Raw genomic sequence first — 24,544 nt, 5'->3', positions numbered from 1 at the left:
ACCCGGGGGCGTGCACGACGGGAGCCCCATCATGATCGATATCGCGGCAACAAGGGCCAACCACCCGTTACCCGCACGTCGATCAGCCATTGTTTCCTCCGACCATTGAGCGAAACAAGGACACAACCCGCTCAATAGTGGCGGACAGGGCGTTACGCCCGCGTTACCGGCGCCACCGGCACCCAGGTGCGTGCCGCCGTCGTGCGTTCCTGCCCGGTTACCGTCCCCCTTCGATCTTCCGGCTGCGCTGCTCCTGCGCCATGGGCCCATAGGGATAAACGCCGACGCGCGGCTGGCTGGCCTCCGTCAACGCCCCAGTTTCGTCCGGGGTGAGGTTAAGGCCAGCGGCGGCCAGGTTGTCAGCCAGCTGCTCAGTGGTCCGGGCACCCAGGATCACGGACGTGACCGCGGGCCGGTCTGCCAGCCAGGCCAGGGCCACCTGCGAGGCGCTCACACCGTGGTCCGCGGCAATCTTTTCCACCGTTCCGATCACTTCCCAGGTGCGGGGATCGTCATTGCGAGCCTGCCACGCCTCCATCCCGCGCTTGGGATTCTCGCCCAGCCTCGTGGCGCCGGCGGGAGGCTGGTCGCGCTTGTACTTGCCGGACAGCCAGCCACCGCCCAGCGGGGACCACGGCAGCAGGCCGATCCCGGCGTCCAGGCTGGCCGGCACGATCTCCGACTCGATCTCACGGACCAGCAGGCTGTACTGCGGCTGCAGGGTAACCGGCGGGCTCCAGCCGTGTGCCCGGGCAACGTGGACCGCCTTGGTCAGCTGCCAGCCGAGGAAGTTGGAGAAACCGTAGTAGGCGATCTTGCCTTGGCTGACGGCGTCGTTCAGGAAGCGGAGCGTCTCCTCCAGCGGCGTGATGGGGTCCCACGCATGCATCTGGTACAGGTCAATCTGCTCCACCCCCAGGCGGCGGAGGGAGCTGTCCAGGGCGCGGGTCAGGCGGCGGCGGGAGGTCCCGACGTCGTTCGGTGCCGTTCCCATCGGAAAGCGGCCCTTGGTGGCGATCACCACGCGGTCTTTTGCCTCGGGCCGCTGCGCCAGCCAGCGGCCGATGATCTCCTCCGAAACGCCGGCACTGTAAACGTCCGCGGTGTCGATGAAGTTGCCGCCGGCGTCGAGGTAGCTGTCCAGGATGGCATGGGACGTTTCTTCGGTGGCCTCGGCCCCGAACGTCATGGTTCCGAGCGCGTAGTTCGAAACCACGGCGCCGCTGTTGCCCAGTGTGCGGTACTGCATGATGTTCCTCAGTCTTCTGTGGGGGTGGTCCTGTTGGGGTGGTAGGTCCGCCAGCTGTGCTCGGGCTCGAAGCCCAGCAGCCTCCTGGCCTTGCCGATGGAGAGCATGGTCTCGTGTTCACCGAGTTCCCGGGTCACGGTCACGTCCGGGAAGACCTCGGCGGCGAGGCTGGCGCTGGAACGGCTCATCACGGTGTCCGCGTTGGCGATGATGAACGCTTCAAACCCCGGCTTCCCGTTTTCCAGGGCCCGCGCCACCGCCTGCGCACCGTCACGGCCGTCGATGTAGCCCCAGAGGTTCCATTTGCGCAGCGTGGCGTCGGCATCGAAGGACGGGAAGCGTTCGTAGTCCGCCGCGTCCATCACGTTGGAGAACCGCAACGCCACGATGCTCAGCTCCGGATCCCAGCGCGTCAGCTGGACGGCCATCTGCTCCTCGAGGTGCTTCACCAACGAGTAAGTGCTCTCCGGGCGGGCAGGGTATTCCTCATCGACCGGGATGTAGGGCGGGTCGACGTCGAACGGCAGTCCCAGCACCGTCTCACTCGAGGCGTACACCACCTTCTTGATCCCGGCCCGGCGGGCCGCCTGGAACACGTTGTACGTGGAGAGCATGTTGTTCTCGAACGTTGCAGCGTCCGGCAGGATGCCCGGCGCCGGGATGGCACCCAAATGCACGACGGCGTCAAAACCCGTGTGCCTGTCATCCAGTCCCAGCAGCACATCCACCATCTGGCCGTAGTCGCGCAGGTCCACGACGGCCAGGCCCGGGCTCCGGTCCCCCGCACGGTCCAGGACCAGCACCTGATGCCCGTCCGCCGTGAGCCTGCGGACCACATGCCGCCCCAGCTTCCCGCTCCCGCCGGTCACCGCAATTCTCATGAACATGCTCCTTCACAGGGGCGGGGACCTCGGCGGTTCCCGGTCCGGGACGGCGGCGGTTCGATGGCCCACGCGGCCCGGTGTAAGGCACTGGCAAGCCTTCCGTTCAGGGCAGCTAGTCTTCGGCGTGTGCGGAGTGTGCCGCGTGTGCGGCCTGCGGGCGCTGGCACAACCGGCGCATCCGGCAAGGCACTGCGGCTCTCGAAGTTCACGTCGTTGATGAGGAGGTAAGTCAGTCGCGAGAAATCCATGGTCCTTTTCCTGTCACCCCTGCTGGATCCCGGCTCGGGAACCGCTTTCGTGAGGGCGTGAGTACGACGCTACGCAGTTTGAGGGTCCATGTCAGCAGGTTTGCCCAACCCTGATTTTCCTAGGACCGCCAGACCTACCTTCGTTGCAGGGAACCGCCCTGCGTACGTTCCTGCCCGGTTACTCTGCCTATCTTCACGACGGCGCGCCACGACGTCGGCGTGTCCCGCCTCAGATCGTCCGCTCGGCCGGGGGCAACTGGGCAGGAGCGCACAGCCGGGCTAACGGACTTTTGGGCGGGTGTGGTCTGCGGGCAATAATGTCAGACCCTCCCGCCATGATTGGTGTATGGGAAGAGCAGCGGTGGCGAAGGCATATGCGGATATCGATGCTGCCATTGCTGTGATTACTGCCGAGCTGGACGGGACCGGCTCAGGGGCGGACGGTGATGATGATCCGTTGCAGGACATGTCGGATCTTTGCCTGGACATCCTGGCCGGCGCGGCCCGGTCGGAACCGCAGATGGCCGCGGTGAAGGCCCTGGCCGCCTCAGAATACGCGGACACTGTCCGCTCGATGGCCGCCCCTGATGAGCCGGCGATGCCGCGGGAGGCCTCGGCAGCCGCGGAGATCGCCTGCGTCCTGACCCTCGGGCCGCGCGCGGCAAGTGTTTTCCTGTCCGACTCCCACGAGGTGACCAAACGCTTGCCGCTGACACTGTCCGCGCTGCAGGCCGGCACCATTTCCTGGCAGCACGCCCGGGTCATGGTGGACGAAACAGCCAGCCTCGATCCCGCCGGGGCCGCGGCCCTGGAAGCGCACTTCCTGGACCCTGACGCGGCAAACCCGGCCCGCGGCTGCCCTGCCGGGGAAATGCCCGCCTCCCGGTTCCGGCACAAAGCCCGGATCTGGCGCGAACGCCACCACCAAGACAGCATCGAGACCCGGCACGCCACATCCGCCCTGGACCGCCGGGTCGAATACACCCCGGACAAGGACGGCATGGCCTGGCTCTCCGCCTACCTGCCCGCGGACCAGGCCGCGGCGACCTGGAACCGCATCACCGCGATCGCCCGGGGCCTGCAGGGACCCGACGAGTCCCGGACCCTCACCCAGATCCGGGCCGACGTCTACGCCACCGCCCTCCTCAGCAGCGGAAACGCCCACAGCACAGATTCCGGGGACCATAGCGACGCCGGTGCAGTCAACGGAAACAGTGGCGGCGGGGAGACGGGGAATCCCGGGCAGGTCCCCACGCCCCGGGCCGAGGTCCTGGTCACCGTCCCGGTGCTTGCACTGCTCGGCGCCACCGACGAACCGGCCATGCTCGATGGCTACGGCCCGGTCCCCGCATCCATGGCCAGGGACCTGCTCGCCAACGGGGCCGAGTCCTTCCACCGGGTCCTGGTTGACCCGCGGGACGGGGCACAGCTGGAAATCGGCCGCAAGAGTTACCGGCCCACCAAAGCCATGCTGCGCTGGCTGCGGATGCGCGACGGACGATGCACCTTCCCCGGATGCTCCAACCAGTCCCTGGACAACGAAGCAGACCACCAACTGGCCTGGGCCGACGGCGGAACCACCGGCGTATCCAACCTGCGCCAGCTATGTCCCCGCCACCACCGGCTCAAACACGCCAGCACCTGGACACCCACCCCGGCCACAACGAACGAACCACCCGGCTGGATCTCACCCAGCGGCCGCCACTACACCAGCGAACACCAGGACTGGGAACCACCACACCTACCCCAAGAACTGCAGCCTGCCCTCAGGCAGGTCCCGGAACCGGAGGCGGCGGCAAAGCCGGAAACCACCGGCTGCAGCCCACCCCCAACCCCGCGAAACACCTTCGGCGGCCACGCGGACCTTGTCCACATCGGACTGTCCCTGGGGGAAGACGGCCTGGAGCGGTACCTCCACGCCCACGCCTGACCAGCTGCTCTCCGCTTGGGCGTTGAGCAGCCTGGTGCCGGGCATCGCCGAGCTGCGAGCTGGCCGAGCTGCGAGCTGCCTGGCGCGTGGCATCTCTGAGCGGCCTGGTGCCAGGCATCGCCGAGCTGCCTGGCGCGTGGGATCTCTGAGCAGCCCGGAGCCGGGCATCGGTGAGCAGCCCGGTGCCAGACAACGCCGAGCTGCCTGGCGCTGGGCATCGCCGAGCAGCCCTGTGCCGGGCATCGCCGATCAGCTTGCTGCCGGCCTGCATTGCCCGGCTCAGTAAGCTGGCCCCATGGCCATTATTGCTGCCTTGGCGCCCACCCTCGCGGCTCTGGTCATCCTTATCGCGCTCACCCTGGCCGTGCTTCGGGTATCCCGCACGCCCCATTTTTGGGCACCATCCGTCGCCATTCTGCGCGGAACCATCCAGTTGGCCCTCATCAGCCTGGTCCTGGGCGGCATCATCACCAGCTCCGTCTGGGTGGGCGTGGCCCTGCTGGTCATGTTCACGGTTGCCGCCGTCACCGCCACCCGAAGGCTGGCCTGGTCGTGGCGGCGGTTCATTGCCGTGGCCACCACGATGGCTGCAGGCATCGTGGTGACCCTCGCCGTGGTGTTCGGCACCGGGGCCATTGAATTCACGCTGCGCTACGTCCTGGCTGTTGGCGGCATCGTGATCGGCAACTCGATGACCATCGCCGTCCTGTCCGGACGCCGGTTCTTCGAAGCGGTCCACGAGCAGTGGCATGAAGTTGAGGGCTGGCTGGCCCTGGGCGCCACCGGCCGCCAGGCCACCCTGGCCCAGGCGCGGCAGTCGGTTCATGCCGCACTGATGCCTTCAACCGACCAGACCAAAACCACCGGCCTGGTCACACTGCCCGGAGCCTTTGTGGGCGCGATCTTCGGCGGCGCGTCCCCGCTGGAGGCTGGCCGGTTCCAGGTGGTGGTCCTGGCGTCCATCCTCGCAGCCGGCGCGATCACCGCCGTCGCGCTGATCCACACTTTCGCGGCAGTGAAGGTGCGTCCCGACGCACTGTGAGCGGACACAGAGAAATCATCCGGGCGAAACACCCCGGCAACTTCGCCACGGCATGCTTGGCCATACGGGGATACAACGAGTTGGAGGCGGCTCACATGGGAACTCAGCGAATCAGCACTGGCCGGATCCACACCGGACCGGTCCAGACGGAACGGGTCAGCACCAACCGGCTGCAGGCCGGCGACTACATCGAGGCGTGGCACAACGGCAAGCTTTTCCACCAGGGCCGGGTGACCGACGTCGTACCCAAACTGGATCTGTTCTGGATCCTGGACGCACGGACCGGCACCCGCAGGCTGCTGGACCCGGAGGCGCTGGAGATTATCCGGCGCGAAGACACGTCACTGGACGGCAGCGCACCCCGTAACTACCCAGCGGGAGCGCCGAACCGAACCCCTAATGCGGAGCCGATGTCCGCCTGAATTAGGGGGTTCCGCAACCGTTTGCGGGTGTAACGTCGAAATCGGGGACTTGGTTTCGGCGAAGGAGGCGGAACATTTGGACCAGAATCAGCTGGGGGAAACCACCGGCGAGAGCCGGACGGCGCGCGATGCGTCAGCGGGCGAGGACGAACACAGACTTTTGGAGCTTGTCCTGGACAGCCCTGAAATCACATCGTTCCTCACCGAGCTGGCCATCATGACGGCGTCCTGCCTCTCCACCCAGGACAATCTCATTGAGTGCGGCGTGACTGTTGTGCGGGAGAAAGGGCCGGCGGCGGCAGCCTGCAGCGATGCGCGGGCGGCATCCCTGGACGAGCTTCAAAACGGCTTCGGTGAGGGGCCGTGCCTGACTGCCCTGCAAGAGAACACCACCACGCTGATCCCTGACCTCCTGGTCGAGGAACGGTGGCAACGCTACACCGAGGCTGCGCTGGATAACGGCGTTCGGTCCATCCTGGCCGTCCCCCTGAACCTGGGCGGCGAGGCGCAGGGCGTCACCAACCTCTACTCCAGGCGTCCCAACGGGTTCTCCGACATGGACGTCCTGACCGCCGAGAACTTCGTGGCCAATGCATCCCGGTCCATGCAGCTCGCCCTGAGCATGGCACATCTCAAGGGGGTGCACGAGGACCTGGTGGCGGCCATGCAGTCGCGGACCATCATCGACATGGCGGTCGGCGTGATCATGGCGCAGAACGGCAGCAGCCAGGACGAGGCCGTCAGGATCCTCACCCGGGCGTCCAACAGCCGCAACCTGAAGCTGCGCGACGTCGCGTCCACCGTGGTGGGCTCCGTGGGCCGCAGGGATTCGGACAGCCGGGCTTCGTAAGCAAGCGGACAGAAACAGGCACGCTCGGCCACTGCAATGATGAATCTGTGACTATCGCAAAATCGGTTCTGTTGTTCGTCCTCGCCGCAGCCGCTGAAATTGGCGGGGCGTGGCTCGTCTGGCAGTCGGTCCGAGAGGGCAAGGAATGGTGGTGGGCCGGACTGGGAGTCATCGCCCTGGGAATCTACGGCTTCGCCGCAACCCTGCAACCGGACGCCCACTTTGGCCGGATCCTCGCCGCGTACGGCGGCGTGTTCGTGGCCGGGTCCCTGGCCTGGGGCATGATCTTCGACGGGTTCCGGCCCGACCGGTGGGACGTCACAGGCTCCATGATCTGCCTGCTCGGCGTCGCCGTGATCATGTTCGCGCCGCGCAGCGCGGCCTGAATAACCGGCCGGGCAGTACATCCTTGCGTGAATACAGGCTCAGCTGTACTTTGGTTGGGTGGAAACCCTCACGCATGCCCCCGTTCTTGCCCGTTTCGGCTACGCGGTCTCCGACCCTACCCGGGCACGGATACTGCTGGCATTGGCGGATGCGCCCGCGTACCCGTCAGACCTGGCCGAGTCCCTGGGCGTCTCGCGGCAGAGCATGTCCAATCACCTGACCTGCCTGCGGGGCTGCGGGCTGGTGGTCGCAGTTCCGGACGGCAGGCGCACAAGGTATGAGCTCGCCGATGCCCGGCTGGGCCACGCGATCAGGGACCTGCTGGGCGTAGTGCTGGCCGTGGATCCTGCCTGCTGCGCCCCGGACGGGACATGCCTGGCATGACCACCACCATTCAACGAGCGCCCACGGCCGGACGCCGGGCCGTACTGAGCCGCCGCATCCGCCTGTTCGCGGCCGCGACGATCACCTACAACATCATTGAGGCCGTCGCCGCACTCTGGGCAGGCAATCTGGCGGACTCTTCGGCCCTCATCGGCTTCGGCCTTGATTCGGTGATCGAAGTCGCTTCAGCAGTGGCCCTGTCCTGGCAGTTTTCCGCGAAGGACCCGGAACGGCGCGAGCGCCTGACACTGCGGATCATCGCAATCTCATTCTTCGCCCTCGCCCTGTTCGTCTCAGTGGACTCCGTCAGGTCACTGACCGGAGGCGGCGAGGCACAGCATTCCACTCCAGGCATCGTGATCGCCGCCCTGAGCCTGGCCGTCATGCCCGTCCTGTCCTGGCTTCAACGCCGCGCAGGCCGTGAACTCGGCTCCCGCACCGCCGTCGCAGACTCAAAACAGACCCTGCTCTGCACCTATCTCTCCGCAGTACTGCTCGCGGGCCTGGTTCTCAACAGCGCACTGAAATGGTGGTGGGCAGACGCCGGCGCGGCGCTGGTCATCGCCGGGATCGCCGCCCGGGAGGGCTTCAACGCCTGGAAAGGGGACGCCTGCTGCGCCGCCGTCCCGGGCAAGGACACCGCAGGGGACGACGGGAACGCTGATGCTTGCTGCGCTGGCTGCGGATCCGGTGCTGACTCGAACAGGGGCACCGTGCGAATAGAACTCCTCCACATCGATGACTGCCCGAACACGGCCGAAGCACTTGCGCGGGTGGAAGCCGCCCTGGCTGCCTTGGGGCACGACGACGTTCACGTCACTTTGCGGGAGGTCAAAACGCCGGCAGACATGTCCGCGACCGGTTTCGCCGGCTCGCCGACGATTACGGCAGACGGGGCCGACATCTTCCCCGATGCGGCGCCGGCCAGTGATCTCGCCTGCCGGATCTACAGCACGCCGGAGGGTCTGGCCGGCGTTCCCACCGTCGATCAGCTGACGAAAGCATTGGCGCACCATGGCCTCTGAGACCACATGACCACGTTCATTCTGATACCCGGCGCGGGCGGGACAGCCTGGTACTGGAGCCGCGTCGTTCCCCTGCTTCAGGCGGCCGGCCACGACGCCGTCGCCGTCGACCTGCCCGGTGACGACGACGGCGCCGGGCTGCCCGAGTACACGCAGCTGGTTCTCGACGCGATCGGCGAGCGGTCCGACGTCGTGCTTGTTGCGCAGTCGCTGGGCGGCTTCACCGCCCCGCTCGTGTGCGGACGGGCTTCCGTGCAGGAACTGGTCCTGGTGAACGCGATGATCCCGGCACCGGGCGAGACGCCCGGCGCGTGGTGGGACAACACCGGCTGGGATGCCGCGCGGCAGGCCGCAGCAGCGGCCAACGGCTACAGCCCGGAGTTCGACGACGGCACGTACTTCCTGCACGACGTTCCCCCGGACATCGCGGCCGAAGGGGAACCGTACCAGCGCCCCGAAGCAAGCGCGGTGTTTGCATCCGACTGCGACTTCGCGGAGTGGCCCCCAGTCCCGACCCGCGTGCTCGCCGGCGAGTCCGACCGGTTCTTTCCCATGGACTTCCAGCGCCGGGTGGCCCGCGAACGCCTCGGCATTGACCCTGACGTCATAGCCGGCGGCCATCTCCTGGCCCTGGCAAACCCCGAGGGCGTGGCCAACTACCTGCTGCGCCGCTGAACCCGCCAGGCCGTTAAATGGCTTCGCCCGCTTCCCCTTGGGGAGGCGGGCGAAGCCGATCCGCGGAGTGCCCTGCCGGGACTCCCGGCTTCAGCTGATCTTGCGGCGGTAGCTGGCGGTGGCGAAGGCGTAGGCGACGCCGAGAATGGCCACGAGCCAGGCGAGGGAGATCCAGATGTCACTGCCAACGGCTTCCTGCGCGAACAGGGCCCGGATGGTGTTCACGATGGAGGTCACGGGCTGGTTCTCGGCGAACCATGCGACCGGGCCGGGCATCGAATCGGTGGGCGCGAAGGCCGAGCTGATGAACGGCAGGAAGATCAGTGGGTAGCTGAACGCGCTCGCGCCGTCGACAGTCTTCGCCGACAGCCCGGCGATCACGGCGATCCAGGTCAGTGCGAGGGTGAACAGGACCAGGATGCCGACGACGGCGGACCAGGCGGCCACGGATGCTCCGGTGCGGAACCCCATGATGAGCGCGACGCCTATGACGAGCGCCACCGAGACCAGGTTCGCGGCAAGGGACGTGAGCACGTGTGCCCAGAGCACGCTGGACCTCGCGATCGGCATGGACTGGAAGCGCTCGAAGATGCCGCCCTGCAGGTCCAGGAACAGCCGGTACGCGGTGTACGCAACGCCGGACGCGATGGTGATGAGCAGGATGCCGGGGAGCATGTAGTTGATGTACGACTCGTCGGATCCGGTGTTGATTGCACCGCCGAAGACGTACACGAACAGCAGCATCAGCGCGATCGGGGTGACAGCGGTGGTGATGATCGTGTCGGGGCTGCGGAGGATGTGGCGCAGCGAACGGCTGGTCAAGACGCCGGTGTCGCTGAGGACGTGGGTTGTCATCGGACTTCCTTTCGTGCTGGAATCGAGCCGGCGCCGAGGTCGCCGTCGGCAGTGCCGGTGTCGCCGGCGTTGGTGTCGCCGGCGGTGCCGGTGTCGCCGGCGTCGGTCTCGCCGGTGTCACCGACGAGGGCGAGGAAGACATCCTCGAGGGAGGGCTGCTTCTCCACGTACTCGACCTTGGCCGGCGGGAGGAGCCGCTTCAGTTCGGCGAGGGTGCCGTTCTGGATGATGGTGCCCTTGTGCAGGATGGCGATCCGGTCGGCAAGCTGTTCGGCCTCGTCGAGGTACTGCGTGGTGAGCAGCACCGTGGTGCCCTGGCCGGCAAGCCGCTTCACGGTCTGCCAGACCTCGATGCGCGCCTGCGGGTCGAGCCCCGTGGTCGGTTCGTCGAGGAAGATGACCGGCGGGTTCCCGATCAGGCTCATCGCGATGTCGAGCCGGCGCCGCATGCCGCCCGAGTACGTGGCCACCTTCCGGGGACCCGCGTCAGTGAGGCTGAACTGCGCGAGCAGCCCGTCCGCGATCGCACCCGGGTCCTTCAGGTGACGCAACCTGGCGACGAGCACGAGGTTCTCCCGGCCGGTGAGTACTTCGTCGACCGCGGCGAACTGGCCGGTGAGGCTGATCGACTCGCGCACGTCGCCGGGCTTCGCGCCGACGTCGAACCCATTGACGGTGGCTGTGCCGGCGTCGGCCTTCAGCAGCGTGGACAGGATCTTCACCATGGTGGTCTTCCCGGCCCCGTTGGAGCCGAGAAGGGCGAAAATGCTGCCCGCCGCCACGTCGAAGTCCACCCCGCGCAGGACGTGCAGATCCTTGAAGGACTTCTCGATGCCCTGCACCCGGATTGCCGGTCCGCCGGGCCGGCTCCGCGTCACCTCGGTGCTCATGACCCTGCCTCCTTCGCTTTCGCCTTGTCGACCGCCTCGTTAAGACGGGCGCGTTCCTTGTCGATCCACCGCTTACCGCCGTATGCCTGGGCGAAGCTCTCGGCGAACTCGATGGGGTCCTCGCCGACGATCTCGCTCACGGGCGTGCCGTCGATGGCGGCGCGTTCCCACAGGTCCGCGAGGTCCGCGAACATCTGCACGATGGTGTCCCCCTCGGTGACCCCGCCGTAGTACATGAAGTACCGGTTGAACGCGGTCGCCACGGAGCGGTAGGGCTCAGGCAGGGCATCCAGCTGCGCCTTGGCCTGCTTGTACTGCTTCTTCTGCTCGAGCGAGCCGGTCACCAGCTCGATCCATTTTGCTGCCATGTCAGTTTCCTCCCGTGCGGAGCTGTTCCAGCCGTTCGGACAGGAAGCTCCATGTGTTCCAGAATTCGTCCAGTTCTTTTTCGCCCAGTGAATTGAGCGTGTACACCTTGCGTGGCGGTCCTTTTTCGGAGGGCCGCTTCTCGACGTCCACCAGGCCTTTTTGCTCGATCCGTACGAGCAGCGCATACACGGTGCCCTCGGCGATTTCGGTGAAACCCTGCGCCCGGAGCAGCGTCGTGATTTCGTACCCGTAGGCCGGGCTCCCGGTCAGGAGGGCCAGGACAATGCCCTCCAGCGTCCCCTTGAGCATCTCCGTCATTTGCTTGCCCACCGGACACCTCCTTCACTACTCAGTGTTACTAGCTACTAGTACATAGTAACGCTAAGTAGCCGAAGCGCAAGGCCTAAATTTGCCCCAGGAATGAGCCGCCAGGCGTCCGGACCGCAGGCACCGGCGCGGCGGCGTTAAGAACGCGTTAAGAACCCGGGTTTTCCCGCTGGAGGCCGCCGGCCCGGTGCTAGGCTCCGTTGGTTATTCGCCCCGATCCCGCCTGCGTGGGGTACAGAAAGTAACCCGTTGACTGCATCCACCCGCTTCTCCATTCCCGCCAGCGTCCCCAACCCGGAGCGCGACGGCGAACCCGGAAACCGGCTGACCCGGTGGCTGCTCGAACACACGGTCCACCAGCCGGTAGGCCCCGAAACCGCCGAGGACCACGCCCCCACCCAGAGCTGGTGGAAGGTCATGTGCCTCACCGGCGTGGACTACTTCTCCACGCTGTCCTACCTGCCCGGCATCGCCGCCCTGGCCGCCGGGGCGCTGTCCCCGCTGGCCACCCTCCTGATCATTGGCCTGACCCTGCTGGGCATGCTGCCCATGTACCGGCGGGTGGCGCACGAAAGCCCGCACGGCCAGGGATCGGTGGCCATGCTGGAGAAGCTGCTGCCGTTCTGGCGGGGGAAGATCTTTGTGCTGATCCTCCTCGGCTTCGTCGCCACCTCCTGGATCATCACCATCACCCTCTCCGCCGCCGACGCCACCGTCCACATGCTTGAAAACCCCTACCTGCCCCCGTTCCTGGAGGGCCAGGCGGTCCCCATCACCGTGGTGCTCCTGCTCATCCTCGGCGGTGTGTTCCTGCTCGGCTTCTCCGAAGCGGTGGCCGTGGCCATCCCCCTGGTGGGCATCTTCCTGCTGCTTAACGCCGTGGTCATCGGCGTGGGAATGTACGACGCCGTCACCCTGCCGGGTGCCCTGGCCGACTGGACTGCGGCACTCACCTCCTCCGGAACAGGTTTCGGCGATATTGCCGCGCCCGCCCTCCTCGCCTTCCCGCTGCTGGTCCTGGGCCTCTCAGGCTTTGAGACCGGCGTCAGCATGATGCCGCTGGTCGCTGCCGATGGCGCCACCGCCGAGGAACGCCTGGCCGCCCGCGTCCGCAACACCCGCAAGCTCCTCACCACCGCCGCCCTGATCATGAGCGTCTACCTGCTGGGCAGCAGCGTGGTCACCACGGTCCTGATCCCCGCCGAGGCCTTCCACGAAGGCGGCGAAGCCAACGGCCGTGCCCTGGCTTACCTGGCCCACGAGCTCCTCGGTAACGGCTTCGGCTCCGTCTACGACGTCAGCAGCATCCTGATCCTGTGGTTCGCCGGCGCCTCCGCCATGGCCGGGCTGATCAACATCGTCCCCCGCTACCTGCCCTCCTACGGCATGGCCCCCGACTGGTCGCGCGCCGTCCGCCCGGTCGTTCTGGTCTACACCGCCATCAGCGTCCTCATCACCATCGGCTTCAAGGCCGACGTCAACGCCCAGGCCGGCGCCTACGCCACCGGCATCCTGGCCATGATGGTCTCCGGCGCCGTGGCTGTGAGCATTTCCGCAGCCCGCAGCAAGAGGCGGGGCGCCGCCGTCGGATTTTCCATCCTGACCCTCATCCTGCTGTACGCGCTGGCCGCCAACGTGATCGCCAAGCCGGACGGCCTGGCCATCTCCGGCTTCTTCATCCTGGGCATCATTGTGGTGTCACTGGTCTCCCGGGTCAGCCGCACCACTGAACTCCGGGTCCACAACATCGAATTCGACGACAACGCCCGCCGCTTCATCACCGACACCATTGATTTCGACGGGCGGATCAACCTGATCGCCAACCGCCCGCAGGCCCGCGACGCCGAGGAGTACCGCGCCAAGGAAGCCGAGCAGCGGGAGAACAACCCCGTGCCCGGAACGGCCGACGTGATCTTCCTGGAAATCGATGTGACGGACCCGTCGGGCTTCAGTGACGTCCTGGCGGTGCGCGGCATCGAGGTGGACGGACACCGCGTCCTCCGCGCCGAAAGCCCGGCCGCGCCCAACGCGATCGCCGCGATCCTGCTGGCGCTCCGCGACGCCACCGGCGTGCGGCCCCACGCCTACTTTGAATGGGCCGAAGGCAACCCGCTGGCGCACCTCATGCGCTACCTGCTGCTGGGACGCGGCGACACCGCCCCCGTGGTCCGCGAAATCATCAGGGAAAACGAGCCGGACCCCGCCCGCCGCCCCGGCATCCACGTGGGCTGAACCCGTGCCACCGGAGCTGCGGGCCGCCAAGGCCAAGGTCACCAGGGACCGGAAGGAGAGCGCCATCAGGCGCGCCCTGACGCACCCCGTCCGGTCCGTCCCGCTCGCCTTCCTTGCGGTCATCCTTCTCGGCGCCGGCACGCTGACGCTGCCCATGGCACGGACCGTGGAGGATCCGGACATCTGGATGGATGCGCTGTTCACGTCCGTCTCCGCCGTCTGCGTGACGGGCCTTGTCACGGTGGATACCGCCACGTTCTGGACACCGTTCGGGCAGGCCGTCATCCTGGCACTCATCCAGCTGGGCGGCTTCGGCATCATGACCCTGGCCACCCTGCTGGCGCTCCTGGTTCGCAAGAGCATCGGCCTCAAGGGCCAGCTCGTGGCCCAGTCCGAGACCCACACCCTGAACCTCGGCGACGTGCGGTCAGTGCTGCTGCGCGTCGCTAAGATCATGCTCAGCATCGAGGCCGCCACCGCCGTCCTGCTGACCGGCCGGTTCTGGATCGCGTACGACGCCAGCCCGGGGACCGCCGTGTGGCATGGCGTGTTCCACGCGGTCTCCGCCTTCAACAACGCCGGGTTCGGCCTGTTCAGCGACAACCTCATCGGCTTCGCGGAAGATCCCTGGATCATCGTCCCCATCTGCGCGGCCATCATCGCCGGCGGCCTGGGTTTCCCCGTCATCATCCAACTGGTCCGCGGTGACCAAAAAATGAAGAACTGGAGCGTCCACCTCCGCCTGACCATCTACGGCACCCTGGGCCTCCTGGTTCTTGGCATCGGGCTGTTCGCCGCCTTCGAATGGAACCGCGCCGGGACGCTGGGCCCGCTGTCCTTCACCGGAAAGCTGCTGGGCTCCCTGGCCGGCGGGGTCTTCCCCCGCACCGCAGGGTTCAACAGCATCGACTACGGTGCCGCCGCCCCCGAAACCCTGATGGTGACCGACATCCTGATGTTCATCGGCGGCGGCAGCGCCGGCACCGCGGGCGGCATCAAGATCACCACGTTCCTGGTGCTGGGCTTCTCCATCTGGAACGAGGTCCGCGGCCGCGACGAGGTGACCATCGCCCACCGCTCCATCAGTGCATCCTCGCAGCGGCAGGCCCTGTCCGTGGCACTGCTGGGGGTCGCCGCCGTCGTCAGCGGCACGCTGCTCCTCCTGATGGTGACCGACTACAGCTTGGAAAAGGTCCTCTTCGAATCCATCTCCGCGTTCGCCACCGTGGGCGTGAGCACGGGCATCACGTACAACCTCCCGCCGGCGGCCGAATGGGTGCTGATGGCGCTGATGTTCACAGGACGCATCGGCACCGTGACGGTGGCGTCCGCGCTGGCCCTGTCCTCGCACCCCAGGCTGTACCGGCTGCCGGAAGAACGCCCCATCATCGGCTAGGCCCGGCGCGAACGTACACTTGGGGCCCTCGTGGCTGGGCCCCAAGTGTACGTTCGCGCTTAATGGGCGGGGCTGTTGCGGGCATAACCTGATGGGAATATGTTGTGGAGATGTCCACTAGCCCCGAGCGTGACCTCCTCCTTGAACTCCAGGACCTGATTGTCGGCGCCGAGTCCGTGGCCGAGTTCCTGGGCGGTTTCGCTTCCATCGCCGCCGGCGTCATGAGCCGCAGCGCCAATGAAACCATTGAATGCGGTGTGACGCTGAAGCGCACCAAGCGGACAGCGACGGTGGGCGGCAGCAGCCCCAAGGCCATCCATCTGGACAAGATCGAGCAGCGCGTGGGTGACGGCCCCTGCATCGCGGCCCTGAGGACCGGGGTGCCCACCCTTCTGGGCGATGTCCGCACCGACCCGCGCTGGCCGGAGTACCAGAAAGTGCTCTTTGACGAGGGGATCCTCAGCGCCCTGGGCGTCCCGCTGCAGCTTGGCGAGGACTCCGCCGCGGCGCTGAACTTTTTCGCCACCTCCACGGGCGTGTTCACCGCGGACATCATGAGGGAAGCCGCCAGCTTTGCCGATCTTGCCGGCAGCGCCGTCCGCCTGGCCGTCAAAGTGGGTACTGCCCAGGGCGCGGCGGACGACCTGAGCGCGGCCATGGCCAGCCGCACCGCCATTGACCTGGCGTGCGGGATCATCATGGGCCAGAACCGCTGTTCCCAGGCCGAGGCCATGACCATCCTGACCAACGTCTCCAGCCACCGGAACCAGAAGCTCCGCGACATCGCCGAGGAAATGGTGGTCAAGATCTCCGGCGGCAAGCCCAGCACCCACTTCGACGCGTAAAATGACGGCATGACACCGCAGGAACTGGCCAACCTGGCCCACCTGCGCCGGGCCCGTGACCTGATCGACCGCGAGTATGCCCGGCCCTTGGACGTGCCCACGATGGCCGCCGGCGCACTCATGTCCCCCGCGCATTTCTCCCGCCAGTTCAAGGCCGCGTACAGCGAAACACCGTACAACTACCTCATGACGCGGCGGATCGAACGGGCCATGGCGCTGCTCCGTGCGGGTTCGAACGTGACGGATGCCTGCATGGAGGTGGGCTGTACGTCGCTGGGCTCGTTCAGCTCCCGGTTCACCGAGATCGTGGGCATAACGCCCAGCGAATACCGGGCCCGGGAACACCACGCCGTGAAGGCCATGCCCAACTGCATCGCCAAGCAGCACACCAAACCGGACCGCAAGGGCAACAAAGCAGCCCGCGCCACACTGAGCAGGATTGAAGAAGCGTCCTGATTCCCGCTGCCATAGCGTGAAGACATGAACATTTCATTGAAGTACGCACACGTCACCGTCAACGATCTCGATGAGTCCCTCGCCTTCTACCGCGACGCCCTGGGCTTTGAAGTCCGGAACGACGTCGGCTCGGACGGACAACGCTGGGTCACCCTCGGCAGCGCCGCCCAGCCCGACCTCGAGCTCGTCCTTTCCCCTCCGCATGCCGGCCGCTCACAGGCTGACGGAGACGCCATCCAGGAGCTGCTCACCAAGGGCGTGATGCCCATGCTGGTGTTCACCACGGACGATCTCGACGCCACGTTCGAAACCCTCCGCGCGTCCGGCGCCGAGGTCCTCCAGGAACCGATCGTGCAGCCCTGGGGCCCGCGCGACTGCGCCTTCCGCGACCCGTCCGGAAACATGATCCGCATCAACCAGGGCTGAGCCCGAAGAACGCCAACGCCCCGGCCCGGATCCCTCCTTGGGACCCGGGCCGCCGCGTGTCCGCCCTGTTCAAATTCGAGTACCCACTACTCGTGTGCCGCCCGTCCGCTCCCCCGTATTCTCTGAATTGGCTGCAGTAGCGACGGCCCTTCTCACATGAAGGGGGCAATCACGTGAACGACGGTCAGACACAGACCGGTGGAGGCTCGGACGAGCTGGAACTGGACACCGACTGGCGCTGGAACGGCGCCGAACTACTTTACGACCTGACGGCCCCCACGGAGGCCGCATCCCTGGACCTGCTTGCCGACATCGGCGCAGCAGCCCTGACCCGGGCCGCCGACGCGGTCATTGACTGCGTGGTGACCCTCCGGGCGCCCCGACGGAAACCGGTCACGGCCGGCAGCCCGGACGAAGCCGTGCTGCTCACCAGGTGGGACCAGGAGCATTCGCACGGCCCGGCGTCGGAATCGCTGAACGGCAACGTGGCCATCCTGGTCAACGCCGAGTCGCGGGACCCGCGGTGGCCCCACTACCGGCAGCGGCTGCAGGCGGCCGGTTACCTCAGTGCCGTCAGCCTTCCCCTGGACGTGGACCACGGTTACGCCGGCGCGCTGACCTTCCTGGCCGCCGGAGCCAACGTCTTCACCACCGAGCTGATGTCCCAGGCTTTTGGCTTCCGGGACCTTGCGTCCAGGAGCCTGCGCCTGGCCACGCAGGTCCGGCGGGCGTCCGAGTTCACGGAGCAGCTCCGCTCGGCGCTGTCCAGCCGCACCGCCATCGACATCGCCTGCGGCGTGATCATGGGGCAGAACAGGTGCTCCTACAGTGAGGCCTTCGCCATTCTTTCCAACGCCTCCAGCCACCGGAACATGAAGCTCCGCCTCGTGGCCGAGGGCATCCTGGAGGGCTACGGCGGCGCACCGGAAACGCACTTCGAAACCTGACCTTGGGATTGCGGCGTAACGCTTGGCCAATTAGCTCACGAAAAGTTTGCTTAATTGGGAAATCTGGGTAATCTTCCTCTTTAGGCGAGCCTAACCTTGGCTTCCACGAGCCGAGGTGCACTGCCCATGACCGCGAACTATCTGATTGGCCTCCGTGAGGGCCTGGAGGCGACGCTTATTGTCGTGCTCCTAATGGCGTACCTGGCCAAAAGCGGCCGGTCCCACCTGCTCCCCAAGCTGTGGGTCGGCGTCGGAATCGCCGTGGCCGCCTCGATCGGTTTCGGTGCCCTCCTCAGTTTCGGCCCGCGCGGACTGACGTTCGAGGCGCAGGAAGCCATCGGCGGCAGCCTGTCCGTGATGGCCGTCGGCCTGGTCACCTGGATGGTCTTCTGGATGGCGCGGACCGCCCGCACCCTCGGCAGCGACCTCCGGTCCCAGGTTGACCTGAAGGCCGGCGGATCCGGCTGGGGTTTGGCAGTCGTCGGCGCAGTCGCTGTGGGCCGGGAAGGCCTCGAAACGGCACTGTTCCTCTGGGCCGCAGCCCAGTCAGCCGGCTCTTCCACGACGCCGCTGATCGGCGCGCTTCTGGGGATCGGCACCGCCGTCGCCCTCGGTGCCCTGCTGCACCGAGGGGTCCTGAAGATCAACCTCGGAAAATTCTTCACCTGGAGCGGCGCCGCCCTGATCGTGATCGCCGGCGGCGTCCTGGCCTACGCCATCCACGACTTCCAGGAGGCCGGCATCCTGCCCGGCCTGCACAGCCTGGCCTTTGACGTCTCAGCCGCCGTGCCGCCGTCGTCCTGGTACGGGACCCTGCTCAAAGGCACCCTGAACTTCTCCCCCGCCACCACCTGGCTGGAGGGCGCGGCCTGGCTGCTCTACGTCCCGCCGGTCATGTTCTTCTACCTCCGTTCCAACCGCCGCACCCCAACCGCGGCCGCAACCCCCAGGCCGGTCCGCGCTGCCGTCGGCTCCTAAGCTCTTCCCTCTCCCCAACCCGCATCACATCCCCAAAGGAACACCCCCATGCCCAAATCCCCCCAGACCACGCGCCTGCGATACCTGCTGGCCGCCGCCGTCCTTCCCCTGACGCTGGCCGCCTGCACCGACAACGCCGCCCCGGCCGCCACCGGCCCCATCAAGGTATCCAGCACCAATGACGTGTGCTCGGTGTCCAGCACCAGCACCAAGAGCGGCAACATCACTTTCGCCATCCAGAACGACGGCGACCAGGTCACCGAGTTCTACCTGCTCGCCGAAGACGGCCTGCGGATCATCGGCGAAGTGGAGAACATCGGCCCGGGCCTGACCCGCAACCTGGTGGTCACCGCCCCCGCCGGAACGTACACGACGGCGTGCAAGCCCGGCATGCAGGGCGAGGGCATCCGCTCCGCGTTCGAAATCACCGAATCCGGCGACAAGCCCGCGGTGGACACCAACATCAAGGCCCTCACCGACACGGGCACGGCCCAGTACCTGGCCTACGTCAAGGACCAGGCCGAGCAGCTCCTCGCCGGCACCAAGGAGTTCGCCGCAGCCTACGCCGCGGGCGACGCCGCGAAGGCCCGGGACCTCTACGCCGCCACGCGCATGCACTGGGAGCGGATCGAGCCGGTCGCGGAATCCTTCGGCGACCTCGACCCGAAGCTGGACGCCCGCGAGGCCGACCTCGCAGAGGGCGAGGAATGGACCGGATGGCACCGCGCCGAGAAGGACCTGTTCCCGCCCGCCGGATTCGCCGCGCTGACGGCCCCGGAACGCGAAGCACTCGCGGCGCAGCTGGTGGCCGACACCGAGGACCTGGCCGGCCGCACCCGCAGCGTTGAACTCACCGCCGACAAGCTGGGCAACGGCGCCAAGGAGCTGCTGGACGAGGTTGCCACCGGCAAGGTCACCGGCGAAGAGGAAATCTGGTCCCACACGGACCTTTGGGACTTCCAGGCCAACATGGACGGCGCCCGGATCGCCTTCGAGAACCTCAAGCCCGTGCTCGAGCAGAAGAACCCGGCACTCGCGGCCTCGCTCGAGGAGAAGTTCGCAGCCCTCCAGGCCGAACTCACGCAGCACGCCCGCGGCGAAGGCTTCGTCTACTACAACGAACTGACGCCCGAGCAGGTGCAGAAGCTCGCCGCCCTGGTTGACGCGCTCGGCGAGCCGCTGTCCAACCTGACCGCCGCCGTCGTCCTGTGAGCGGCTGCCCGTACGGCGGGGGCCAGCCCGGCACCGCTCCCGACGCCGTCCCCACCGTTTCCGCGCAAGGTGACGCCCCAGCGTCGCGCATGTCCCGCAGGGGCCTGCTGGCCCTGGCCGGCGTGGGCGGTGCAGGTGCCCTCGCCGGTGTGGCCGCAGGCCTGCTCAGCCAGGACGCCCTCGCCGCAGTGGCCGCCCCGGCCGAAGCCGGAACCAATGATGTGGTTCCGTTCCACGGGGCCATCCAGGCAGGAATCACGACGGCGGCTCAGGACCGGCTGCACATGGCCGCTTTCGACGTCATCACCGAGGACCGTGCTGCCCTCATCAAGCTCCTGAAAGACTGGACGGCCGCGGCCGAGGCCATGTCGCAGGGCCGCGAAACCGGAACCACCGGCGCCGTCAACGGCCCCTACGACGCTCCGCCGGAGGACACCGGCGAGGCGATGGGGCTCAGCGCCGGCAAGCTGACCGTGACCTTCGCGTTCGGCGCCGGCCTGTTCGAGAAGGACGGCAAGGTCCGCTTCGGCCTGGACGGCCGCCGGCCCGACGCGCTGATCGACCTGCCGCACTTCCCGGGCGATGACCTGCAGCCCAACCGCAGCGGCGGCGACATCATCGTCCAGGCCTGCGCCGACGATCCGCAGGTGGCCGTCCACGCCATCCGCAACCTCGCCCGCATCGGCTTCGGCACGGTCCGGGTTCGCTGGTCCCAGCTCGGGTTCGGCCGCACGTCCTCGACGTCGCGGAGCCAGCAGACCCCGCGCAACCTGTTCGGTTTCAAGGACGGGACCAACAACCTCAAAGCCGAGGACACGGACCTTCTGAACGAGCACGTCTGGGCCGGGCCCGGCACACGCGACGGCGAAGCCTGGATGCAGGGCGGCAGCTACCTGGTGGCGCGCCGCATCCGGATGCACATCGAGATCTGGGACCGCACCTCGCTCCGGGAACAGGAGGGGCTGATCGGGCGGACCAAATCCGAAGGCTCCCCGCTCTCCGGCGGCAAGGAGTTCACGGCCCCTGATTTCGCCATCAAGGGCAAGGACGGCGAACCGCTGATCGGCATGGACGCGCACGTCCGGCTGGCCCACGCGGACCAGAACGACGGCGTGCGGATGCTCCGCCGCGGCTACAACTACACGGACGGGTCCGACGGGCTGGGCCACCTCGACGCCGGGCTGTTCTTCGTTGCGTTCGTCAAGGATCCGCGCACGCACTACGTCCCGATGCAGATGGCCATGGCCAAGGAGGACACCCTGGCCCTGGAGTACCTCAAGCACACCGGCTCGGCCCTGGCAGCGGTGCCGCCCGGCGTCCAGCCCGGAGGGTTCATCGGCGAAGGCCTCTTCACCTGATGGCGGGCCAGACAATGACCGCCCCGGCGGAGAAGCCAGCATTGTCACGGCCCGGCATCCTGATTCCAGCCCTGTCGGTGGCAGCGGCAGCCGCGTGGTGCACGTCCCTTGCTGTGGGCCATACCCACACCTTCGACGTCGGCATCCACCGGCTGGCGCTGTCCGCCCATGTCCTGGCAATGGTGCTGGCCTTCGGTTCCGTGATTGTTGTGGACTGGGTAGGGTTCCTGTGGCTTGTCGGCAAACGCGGGCTGCGTGATACCAGCAGGCTGGAGCAGGCGGCGGCGCCGCTGATCTGGGCCGGCCTGGCGGGCCTGCTGGTGACCGGCGCGTTGATTCATCCGGACATCACCAGCCCGGCGACACAGCTGAAGATGTGCTGCGTCCTGGGCCTGATGCTCAACGGGATCTCCCTGATTCCGGTGATGCGCAGGCTGCACCTCCTCCCGGAAGGGACCATGTTCAAGGAGGTGTCCGGCAGCCTTCGCGCCCGCCTGCTGGTGGCGCTGGTGCTCTCGCAGGCGTTCTGGTGGACGGCGATTATGGTCGGTTTCGCGAACAGCATCAGCCGGCGCTGACGGGGCAGCGTCCGGACAGGGCTTTATCAGACGCGCGAGTGTCCGCCGGTTTGGGGCGGCGGACCCAAGCAGGATGTGGCCTCGACAGGCCCGACCACGAGGCCCGATTACATTCCGGGGATGTGCTGGGCCTCGTGGACCTCGATTTCGCTGCCCGGCATGTTCAGGTGCGGGTGCTGCTTGGCGAGTTCCAGGGCTGCCTCGGCGTTCTCGGCTTCGATCAGGCTGTATCCGGAGACTTCGAGCCTGCTCGGCGCGGTGGCTCCGCCGGGCGAAACGCGGACGCCGTTGGCCAGCGGGGTTCCGAAGTCGATCAGCCCGTCGCCCACCTTGGCACCCCAGGCGTTCCAGTCCCCCATGGCTGCTTCCATGTCCTCCGGTGCCGGCGGCGCTGCCTCCGCGGGTGTCATCGGGGAGTGGTAGATGAAGAGAAACTTGGACATTTTCTTTTCCTTCTTTCGGGATTGTTCTTCTGTTTACTGCGGGGGGTGCATCGATCGGTCAGACGGTGACGGTCCGGCCGGTGAATGCGATGAGCCGCTCAAGGCTGCCTGCGGTCTCCGCGACGGGCTTCGCGGGCGCGAAACTGCCGCCGGAGCGGACCTGCTCGGAGATGGTCGCCAGGGCCAGACCCTCCACGTAGTCCGTGACGACGTCGGACACGGCCAGGTCCTGGCCGCTTGCCTTCGCGAAGTCCCACGCATGGACCAGCAGCTCGAGGTTCACGATGCTGGCCACCATGGTGGCGGGGAGTTCGGCGAAGCCCATGTCGATGGTGCCGTCAACGCCGCGGCGGGCGAACGCTTCCAGCGTGGGCTGGGCGAGTTCGGCGATGCGGACCTCGGGAGCGGCATCGGCGCGGTCCGTGACGTCGGCGCCCAGGGCGGTACCGATGTTCTTCAGCGACCCGGCCAGGTGCTCGAGGAGTTCGTGGGCAGTGAAGTCCTCGCACGGCGTCGGCTTTTCCCGGTCTTCCGGCGTGAGCTTGCGCAGGACGCCGAGCAGGACTGCCAGCGACGCGTCGGCGGAGATGAGGTGGTCGATGGGGTCCGGGGCGGCGGCCCATTCGTCCGGGCCGGCACCCGCATCCGACGACGCCTCTTTGACCAGGCGTCCCAGGAAGTGGTTCCAGCCTTCGGCGTGCGCTGTGGACTGCTCGGGCGTGAGGCCCTCGTGCACCAGGCGCAGAGACGTGCCGCCGTCGACGGGCTCGAGCGTGATGGTGACCGTGGACGCGCCGGGCGGCAGATCCGTGGCGGACTCCCAGCCCCAGGTGAACACAATGCGCTTGCCCGGCTCGATTTCCTGGAACGTCCCCGCGGCGTGGTGGCCCGGGACGATGGTCCAGCGGTACTCGCCGCCGACGCGAAGGTCCACCCTGGCGGCGACCGTCTTCCAGCGGCGGAGGCGTTCCGGCTGCGTGATCAGGGCGAAGGCCTCGTCGGCGTCGACGGGAAGGAGGATGGTTTTATCGAAGCTCATCTGAGCGGTCCTTTGTCTAGGAAATGAAGTATCTAGCGTGGTGGTGCAGGGTCTCCTGACTGGGGACGGTTTCCGGCCAGCTCGGCGGCGTCTGCGGCCAGCAGGTCCAGCTCGTCAGTCCAGAACTGCTCGACCAGCGCACGGAGCCGGCCCATACCCTCGGGATCGAGCCTGTAGTACCTGTTCCGCCCCTCTTTGCGGGCAGCCACCAGGCCTGCCTGCTCGAGCAACAGCAGGTGCTGGGAGACTGCGGAGCGGCTGACCGTGAAATGGGCGGCCAACTCCCCCACAGGCTGTTCCTGGCGTGCCAGAAGGTGCAAAAGCCGGCGCCTGTTCGGCTCCGCGGCGATCTCCAAGGCATCCAACACAATTAATACGTTAGTCGTCACTAACGCATTAGGCAACCCCCTGCGCTCCCGAAGGCGCGGTTTCTAATGCGCCGGACTCCCCACCCACGTTGCGAACTCCGGCATGCTGCTTTCCACGGCGGCGCCCATTCCGATCCGCGCGTAGCGGCCCACTGTGACGCCCTCGCGGACGCAGGAATTCATCCCGACATGGACGCCGCGGCCCAGGCTCGCCCCGCCGCCCAGCGATGCCCCGGCACAGAGGGTGGCGAAGTCGGCTATGTGGACGTCGCAGCCGAGGTGGACGTTCGGCATCGCCACAACATGCCTCCCCAGGCTGACCGCCGGAGCAACGGTGACGTTATGCAGGAGGATGCTTCCCTGCCCGACAAATGTCATACCCATGAGGGGGATGTCAGGGTCCACCGCCGTCGCAAACCTGCCTTCGGGAAGTCCCAGCTGCGTGAGCCTGCCCACTGCCGCCTCACGCTCAATTTCCGATTCGATGCACACGATGACCTTGGCGTTCACGTACCGCAGCACACTCTCAACGCCCCCCAGGACTGTTGCCCCATCAACGGAAACGCCACGCAGTTCAACGTCGTCGTCAAGGATGCCGAGGACGTCGTACTGGCCACTGCTGCGGACCATCGCCAAAACCTCGCGCGCCAGTCCGCTGGCCGAAACAATCAGCAATTCCTCCACGACGCACGCCCCGGATTTTTCGACAGGATTGACTTCAGATCCCCT

The 24,544-nt window shown here is 67.1% G+C and carries 27 protein-coding genes and 1 pseudogene; 18 read left to right on the top strand and 10 right to left on the bottom strand.

The genetic code is table 11. The features are described from left to right. Positions 1-217: 217 nt before the first annotated feature. Together J2X42_RS13855 and J2X42_RS13850 are read right to left on the bottom strand one after the other, a co-directional pair. On the bottom strand, positions 218-1,249 hold the full coding sequence (locus J2X42_RS13855) for an aldo/keto reductase (protein ID WP_310166050.1): 1,032 nt from the start codon (positions 1,247-1,249) through the stop codon (positions 218-220). Positions 1,250-1,257: 8 nt separating this feature from the next. Continuing rightward, entirely contained in the window at positions 1,258-2,130 is an 873-nt protein-coding gene (locus J2X42_RS13850) for an NAD(P)-dependent oxidoreductase (RefSeq protein ID WP_310166048.1), read from the bottom strand. Between the two features lie 597 nt (positions 2,131-2,727). On the opposite strand from J2X42_RS13850, the gene J2X42_RS13845 reads away from it, so the two are divergent. The 8 genes and pseudogenes from J2X42_RS13845 to J2X42_RS13810 all read left to right on the top strand — a co-directional run bounded on the left by J2X42_RS13845 (position 2,728) and on the right by J2X42_RS13810 (position 9,096). Next, the gene (locus J2X42_RS13845) at positions 2,728-4,311 is read left to right on the top strand and encodes a DUF222 domain-containing protein (RefSeq protein WP_310166047.1); all 1,584 of its coding nucleotides are present in this window, start codon (positions 2,728-2,730) and stop codon (positions 4,309-4,311) included. A gap of 295 nt (positions 4,312-4,606) precedes the next feature. Then, complete coding sequence (locus J2X42_RS13840) at positions 4,607-5,353, top strand: ABC transporter permease (protein ID WP_310166046.1); 747 nt, start codon at positions 4,607-4,609, stop codon at positions 5,351-5,353. Positions 5,354-5,448: 95 nt separating this feature from the next. Further along, complete coding sequence (locus tag J2X42_RS13835) at positions 5,449-5,775, top strand: hypothetical protein (protein ID WP_310166042.1); 327 nt, start codon at positions 5,449-5,451, stop codon at positions 5,773-5,775. Positions 5,776-5,851: 76 nt separating this feature from the next. Further along, entirely contained in the window at positions 5,852-6,625 is a 774-nt protein-coding gene (locus J2X42_RS13830; protein ID WP_310166040.1) for a GAF and ANTAR domain-containing protein, read from the top strand. 47 nt (positions 6,626-6,672) lie between these two features. Further along, positions 6,673-7,011 (top strand): YnfA family protein, encoded by a 339-nt coding sequence (locus J2X42_RS13825; protein WP_310166038.1) that lies wholly within the window; start codon positions 6,673-6,675, stop codon positions 7,009-7,011. A 58-nt stretch (positions 7,012-7,069) separates the two neighbouring features. Then, positions 7,070-7,396, top strand: coding sequence for a winged helix-turn-helix domain-containing protein (locus J2X42_RS13820; protein WP_310166036.1), 327 nt, complete (start codon positions 7,070-7,072; stop codon positions 7,394-7,396). Beyond that, positions 7,393-8,091: pseudogene (locus J2X42_RS13815) on the top strand (cation diffusion facilitator family transporter); the annotation flags it as partial. The gene J2X42_RS13820 and the pseudogene J2X42_RS13815, both read left to right, overlap by 4 nt. Before the next feature lie 336 nt (positions 8,092-8,427). Beyond that, positions 8,428-9,096 (top strand): alpha/beta hydrolase, encoded by a 669-nt coding sequence (locus J2X42_RS13810; RefSeq protein WP_310166035.1) that lies wholly within the window; start codon positions 8,428-8,430, stop codon positions 9,094-9,096. A gap of 90 nt (positions 9,097-9,186) precedes the next feature. Here the strand turns inward: J2X42_RS13810 and J2X42_RS13805 are convergent, their stop codons facing one another. Genes J2X42_RS13805 through J2X42_RS13790 form a run of 4 tightly spaced genes read right to left on the bottom strand, consistent with a single transcriptional unit; the run spans position 9,187 to position 11,540 of the window. Continuing rightward, positions 9,187-9,951, bottom strand: a complete 765-nt coding sequence (locus tag J2X42_RS13805) for an ABC transporter permease (protein WP_310166034.1) — start codon at positions 9,949-9,951, stop codon at positions 9,187-9,189. Further along, positions 9,948-10,841, bottom strand: a complete 894-nt coding sequence (locus J2X42_RS13800; protein WP_310166032.1) for an ATP-binding cassette domain-containing protein — start codon at positions 10,839-10,841, stop codon at positions 9,948-9,950. Before J2X42_RS13800 ends, J2X42_RS13805 begins: the two co-directional genes overlap by 4 nt. Next, complete coding sequence (locus tag J2X42_RS13795; RefSeq protein ID WP_310166031.1) at positions 10,838-11,209, bottom strand: DUF1048 domain-containing protein; 372 nt, start codon at positions 11,207-11,209, stop codon at positions 10,838-10,840. Before J2X42_RS13795 ends, J2X42_RS13800 begins: the two co-directional genes overlap by 4 nt. A gap of 1 nt (position 11,210) precedes the next feature. Then, the gene (locus J2X42_RS13790; protein ID WP_310166030.1) at positions 11,211-11,540 is read right to left on the bottom strand and encodes a PadR family transcriptional regulator; all 330 of its coding nucleotides are present in this window, start codon (positions 11,538-11,540) and stop codon (positions 11,211-11,213) included. Positions 11,541-11,786: 246 nt separating this feature from the next. Between J2X42_RS13790 and J2X42_RS13785 the strand changes: the two genes are divergently transcribed. The 10 genes from J2X42_RS13785 (at position 11,787) to J2X42_RS13740 (ending at position 21,965) form a co-directional block, all read left to right on the top strand. Beyond that, positions 11,787-13,769 carry an amino acid transporter gene (locus J2X42_RS13785; RefSeq protein ID WP_310166029.1) on the top strand — a complete coding sequence of 661 codons (1,983 nt, stop codon included), beginning with the start codon at positions 11,787-11,789 and terminating at the stop codon, positions 13,767-13,769. A 4-nt stretch (positions 13,770-13,773) separates the two neighbouring features. After that, on the top strand, positions 13,774-15,165 hold the full coding sequence (locus tag J2X42_RS13780; RefSeq protein WP_310166027.1) for a potassium transporter TrkG: 1,392 nt from the start codon (positions 13,774-13,776) through the stop codon (positions 15,163-15,165). Positions 15,166-15,275: 110 nt separating this feature from the next. Continuing rightward, positions 15,276-16,010, top strand: coding sequence for a GAF and ANTAR domain-containing protein (locus J2X42_RS13775; RefSeq protein WP_310166025.1), 735 nt, complete (start codon positions 15,276-15,278; stop codon positions 16,008-16,010). Between the two features lie 9 nt (positions 16,011-16,019). Next, complete coding sequence (locus tag J2X42_RS13770; protein ID WP_310166024.1) at positions 16,020-16,466, top strand: helix-turn-helix transcriptional regulator; 447 nt, start codon at positions 16,020-16,022, stop codon at positions 16,464-16,466. 24 nt (positions 16,467-16,490) lie between these two features. Then, entirely contained in the window at positions 16,491-16,892 is a 402-nt protein-coding gene (locus tag J2X42_RS13765) for a VOC family protein (protein ID WP_131135253.1), read from the top strand. 173 nt (positions 16,893-17,065) lie between these two features. Further along, positions 17,066-17,839 carry an ANTAR domain-containing protein gene (locus tag J2X42_RS13760; RefSeq protein ID WP_310166022.1) on the top strand — a complete coding sequence of 258 codons (774 nt, stop codon included), beginning with the start codon at positions 17,066-17,068 and terminating at the stop codon, positions 17,837-17,839. Between the two features lie 126 nt (positions 17,840-17,965). Beyond that, entirely contained in the window at positions 17,966-18,817 is an 852-nt protein-coding gene (efeU, locus tag J2X42_RS13755) for an iron uptake transporter permease EfeU (protein ID WP_310166021.1), read from the top strand. Positions 18,818-18,865: 48 nt separating this feature from the next. Then, positions 18,866-20,029, top strand: a complete 1,164-nt coding sequence (gene efeO, locus J2X42_RS13750; protein WP_310166020.1) for an iron uptake system protein EfeO — start codon at positions 18,866-18,868, stop codon at positions 20,027-20,029. Further along, positions 20,026-21,387, top strand: a complete 1,362-nt coding sequence (efeB, locus tag J2X42_RS13745; protein WP_310166019.1) for an iron uptake transporter deferrochelatase/peroxidase subunit — start codon at positions 20,026-20,028, stop codon at positions 21,385-21,387. The genes efeO and efeB overlap by 4 nt, the downstream gene beginning before the upstream one ends. After that, the gene (locus tag J2X42_RS13740; protein WP_310166018.1) at positions 21,387-21,965 is read left to right on the top strand and encodes a hypothetical protein; all 579 of its coding nucleotides are present in this window, start codon (positions 21,387-21,389) and stop codon (positions 21,963-21,965) included. Before efeB ends, J2X42_RS13740 begins: the two co-directional genes overlap by 1 nt. A gap of 107 nt (positions 21,966-22,072) precedes the next feature. On the opposite strand, the gene J2X42_RS13735 is transcribed toward J2X42_RS13740, so the two are convergent. The 4 genes from J2X42_RS13735 to J2X42_RS13720 are packed head-to-tail and all read right to left on the bottom strand — an operon-like array spanning position 22,073 to position 24,499. Beyond that, a complete protein-coding gene (locus tag J2X42_RS13735) occupies positions 22,073-22,408 on the bottom strand; it encodes a hypothetical protein (protein ID WP_310166017.1) in 336 nt (111 codons plus the stop codon). 58 nt (positions 22,409-22,466) lie between these two features. Beyond that, positions 22,467-23,447: a TIGR03086 family metal-binding protein gene (locus J2X42_RS13730; RefSeq protein ID WP_310166016.1), complete on the bottom strand. Its 981-nt coding sequence runs from the start codon at positions 23,445-23,447 to the stop codon at positions 22,467-22,469. Between the two features lie 32 nt (positions 23,448-23,479). Continuing rightward, the gene (locus J2X42_RS13725; RefSeq protein WP_310166015.1) at positions 23,480-23,836 is read right to left on the bottom strand and encodes a metalloregulator ArsR/SmtB family transcription factor; all 357 of its coding nucleotides are present in this window, start codon (positions 23,834-23,836) and stop codon (positions 23,480-23,482) included. A gap of 42 nt (positions 23,837-23,878) precedes the next feature. After that, complete coding sequence (locus J2X42_RS13720; protein WP_310166013.1) at positions 23,879-24,499, bottom strand: acetyltransferase; 621 nt, start codon at positions 24,497-24,499, stop codon at positions 23,879-23,881. Between the last annotated feature and the right edge of the window lie 45 nt (positions 24,500-24,544).

This window comes from Arthrobacter sp. BE255 (assembly GCF_031457335.1).
In the GTDB taxonomy this organism is placed as follows: domain Bacteria; phylum Actinomycetota; class Actinomycetes; order Actinomycetales; family Micrococcaceae; genus Arthrobacter.
The sequence above is the reverse complement of the archived record's forward strand: the minus strand, read 5'-3'. Positions and strand labels throughout refer to the sequence as shown.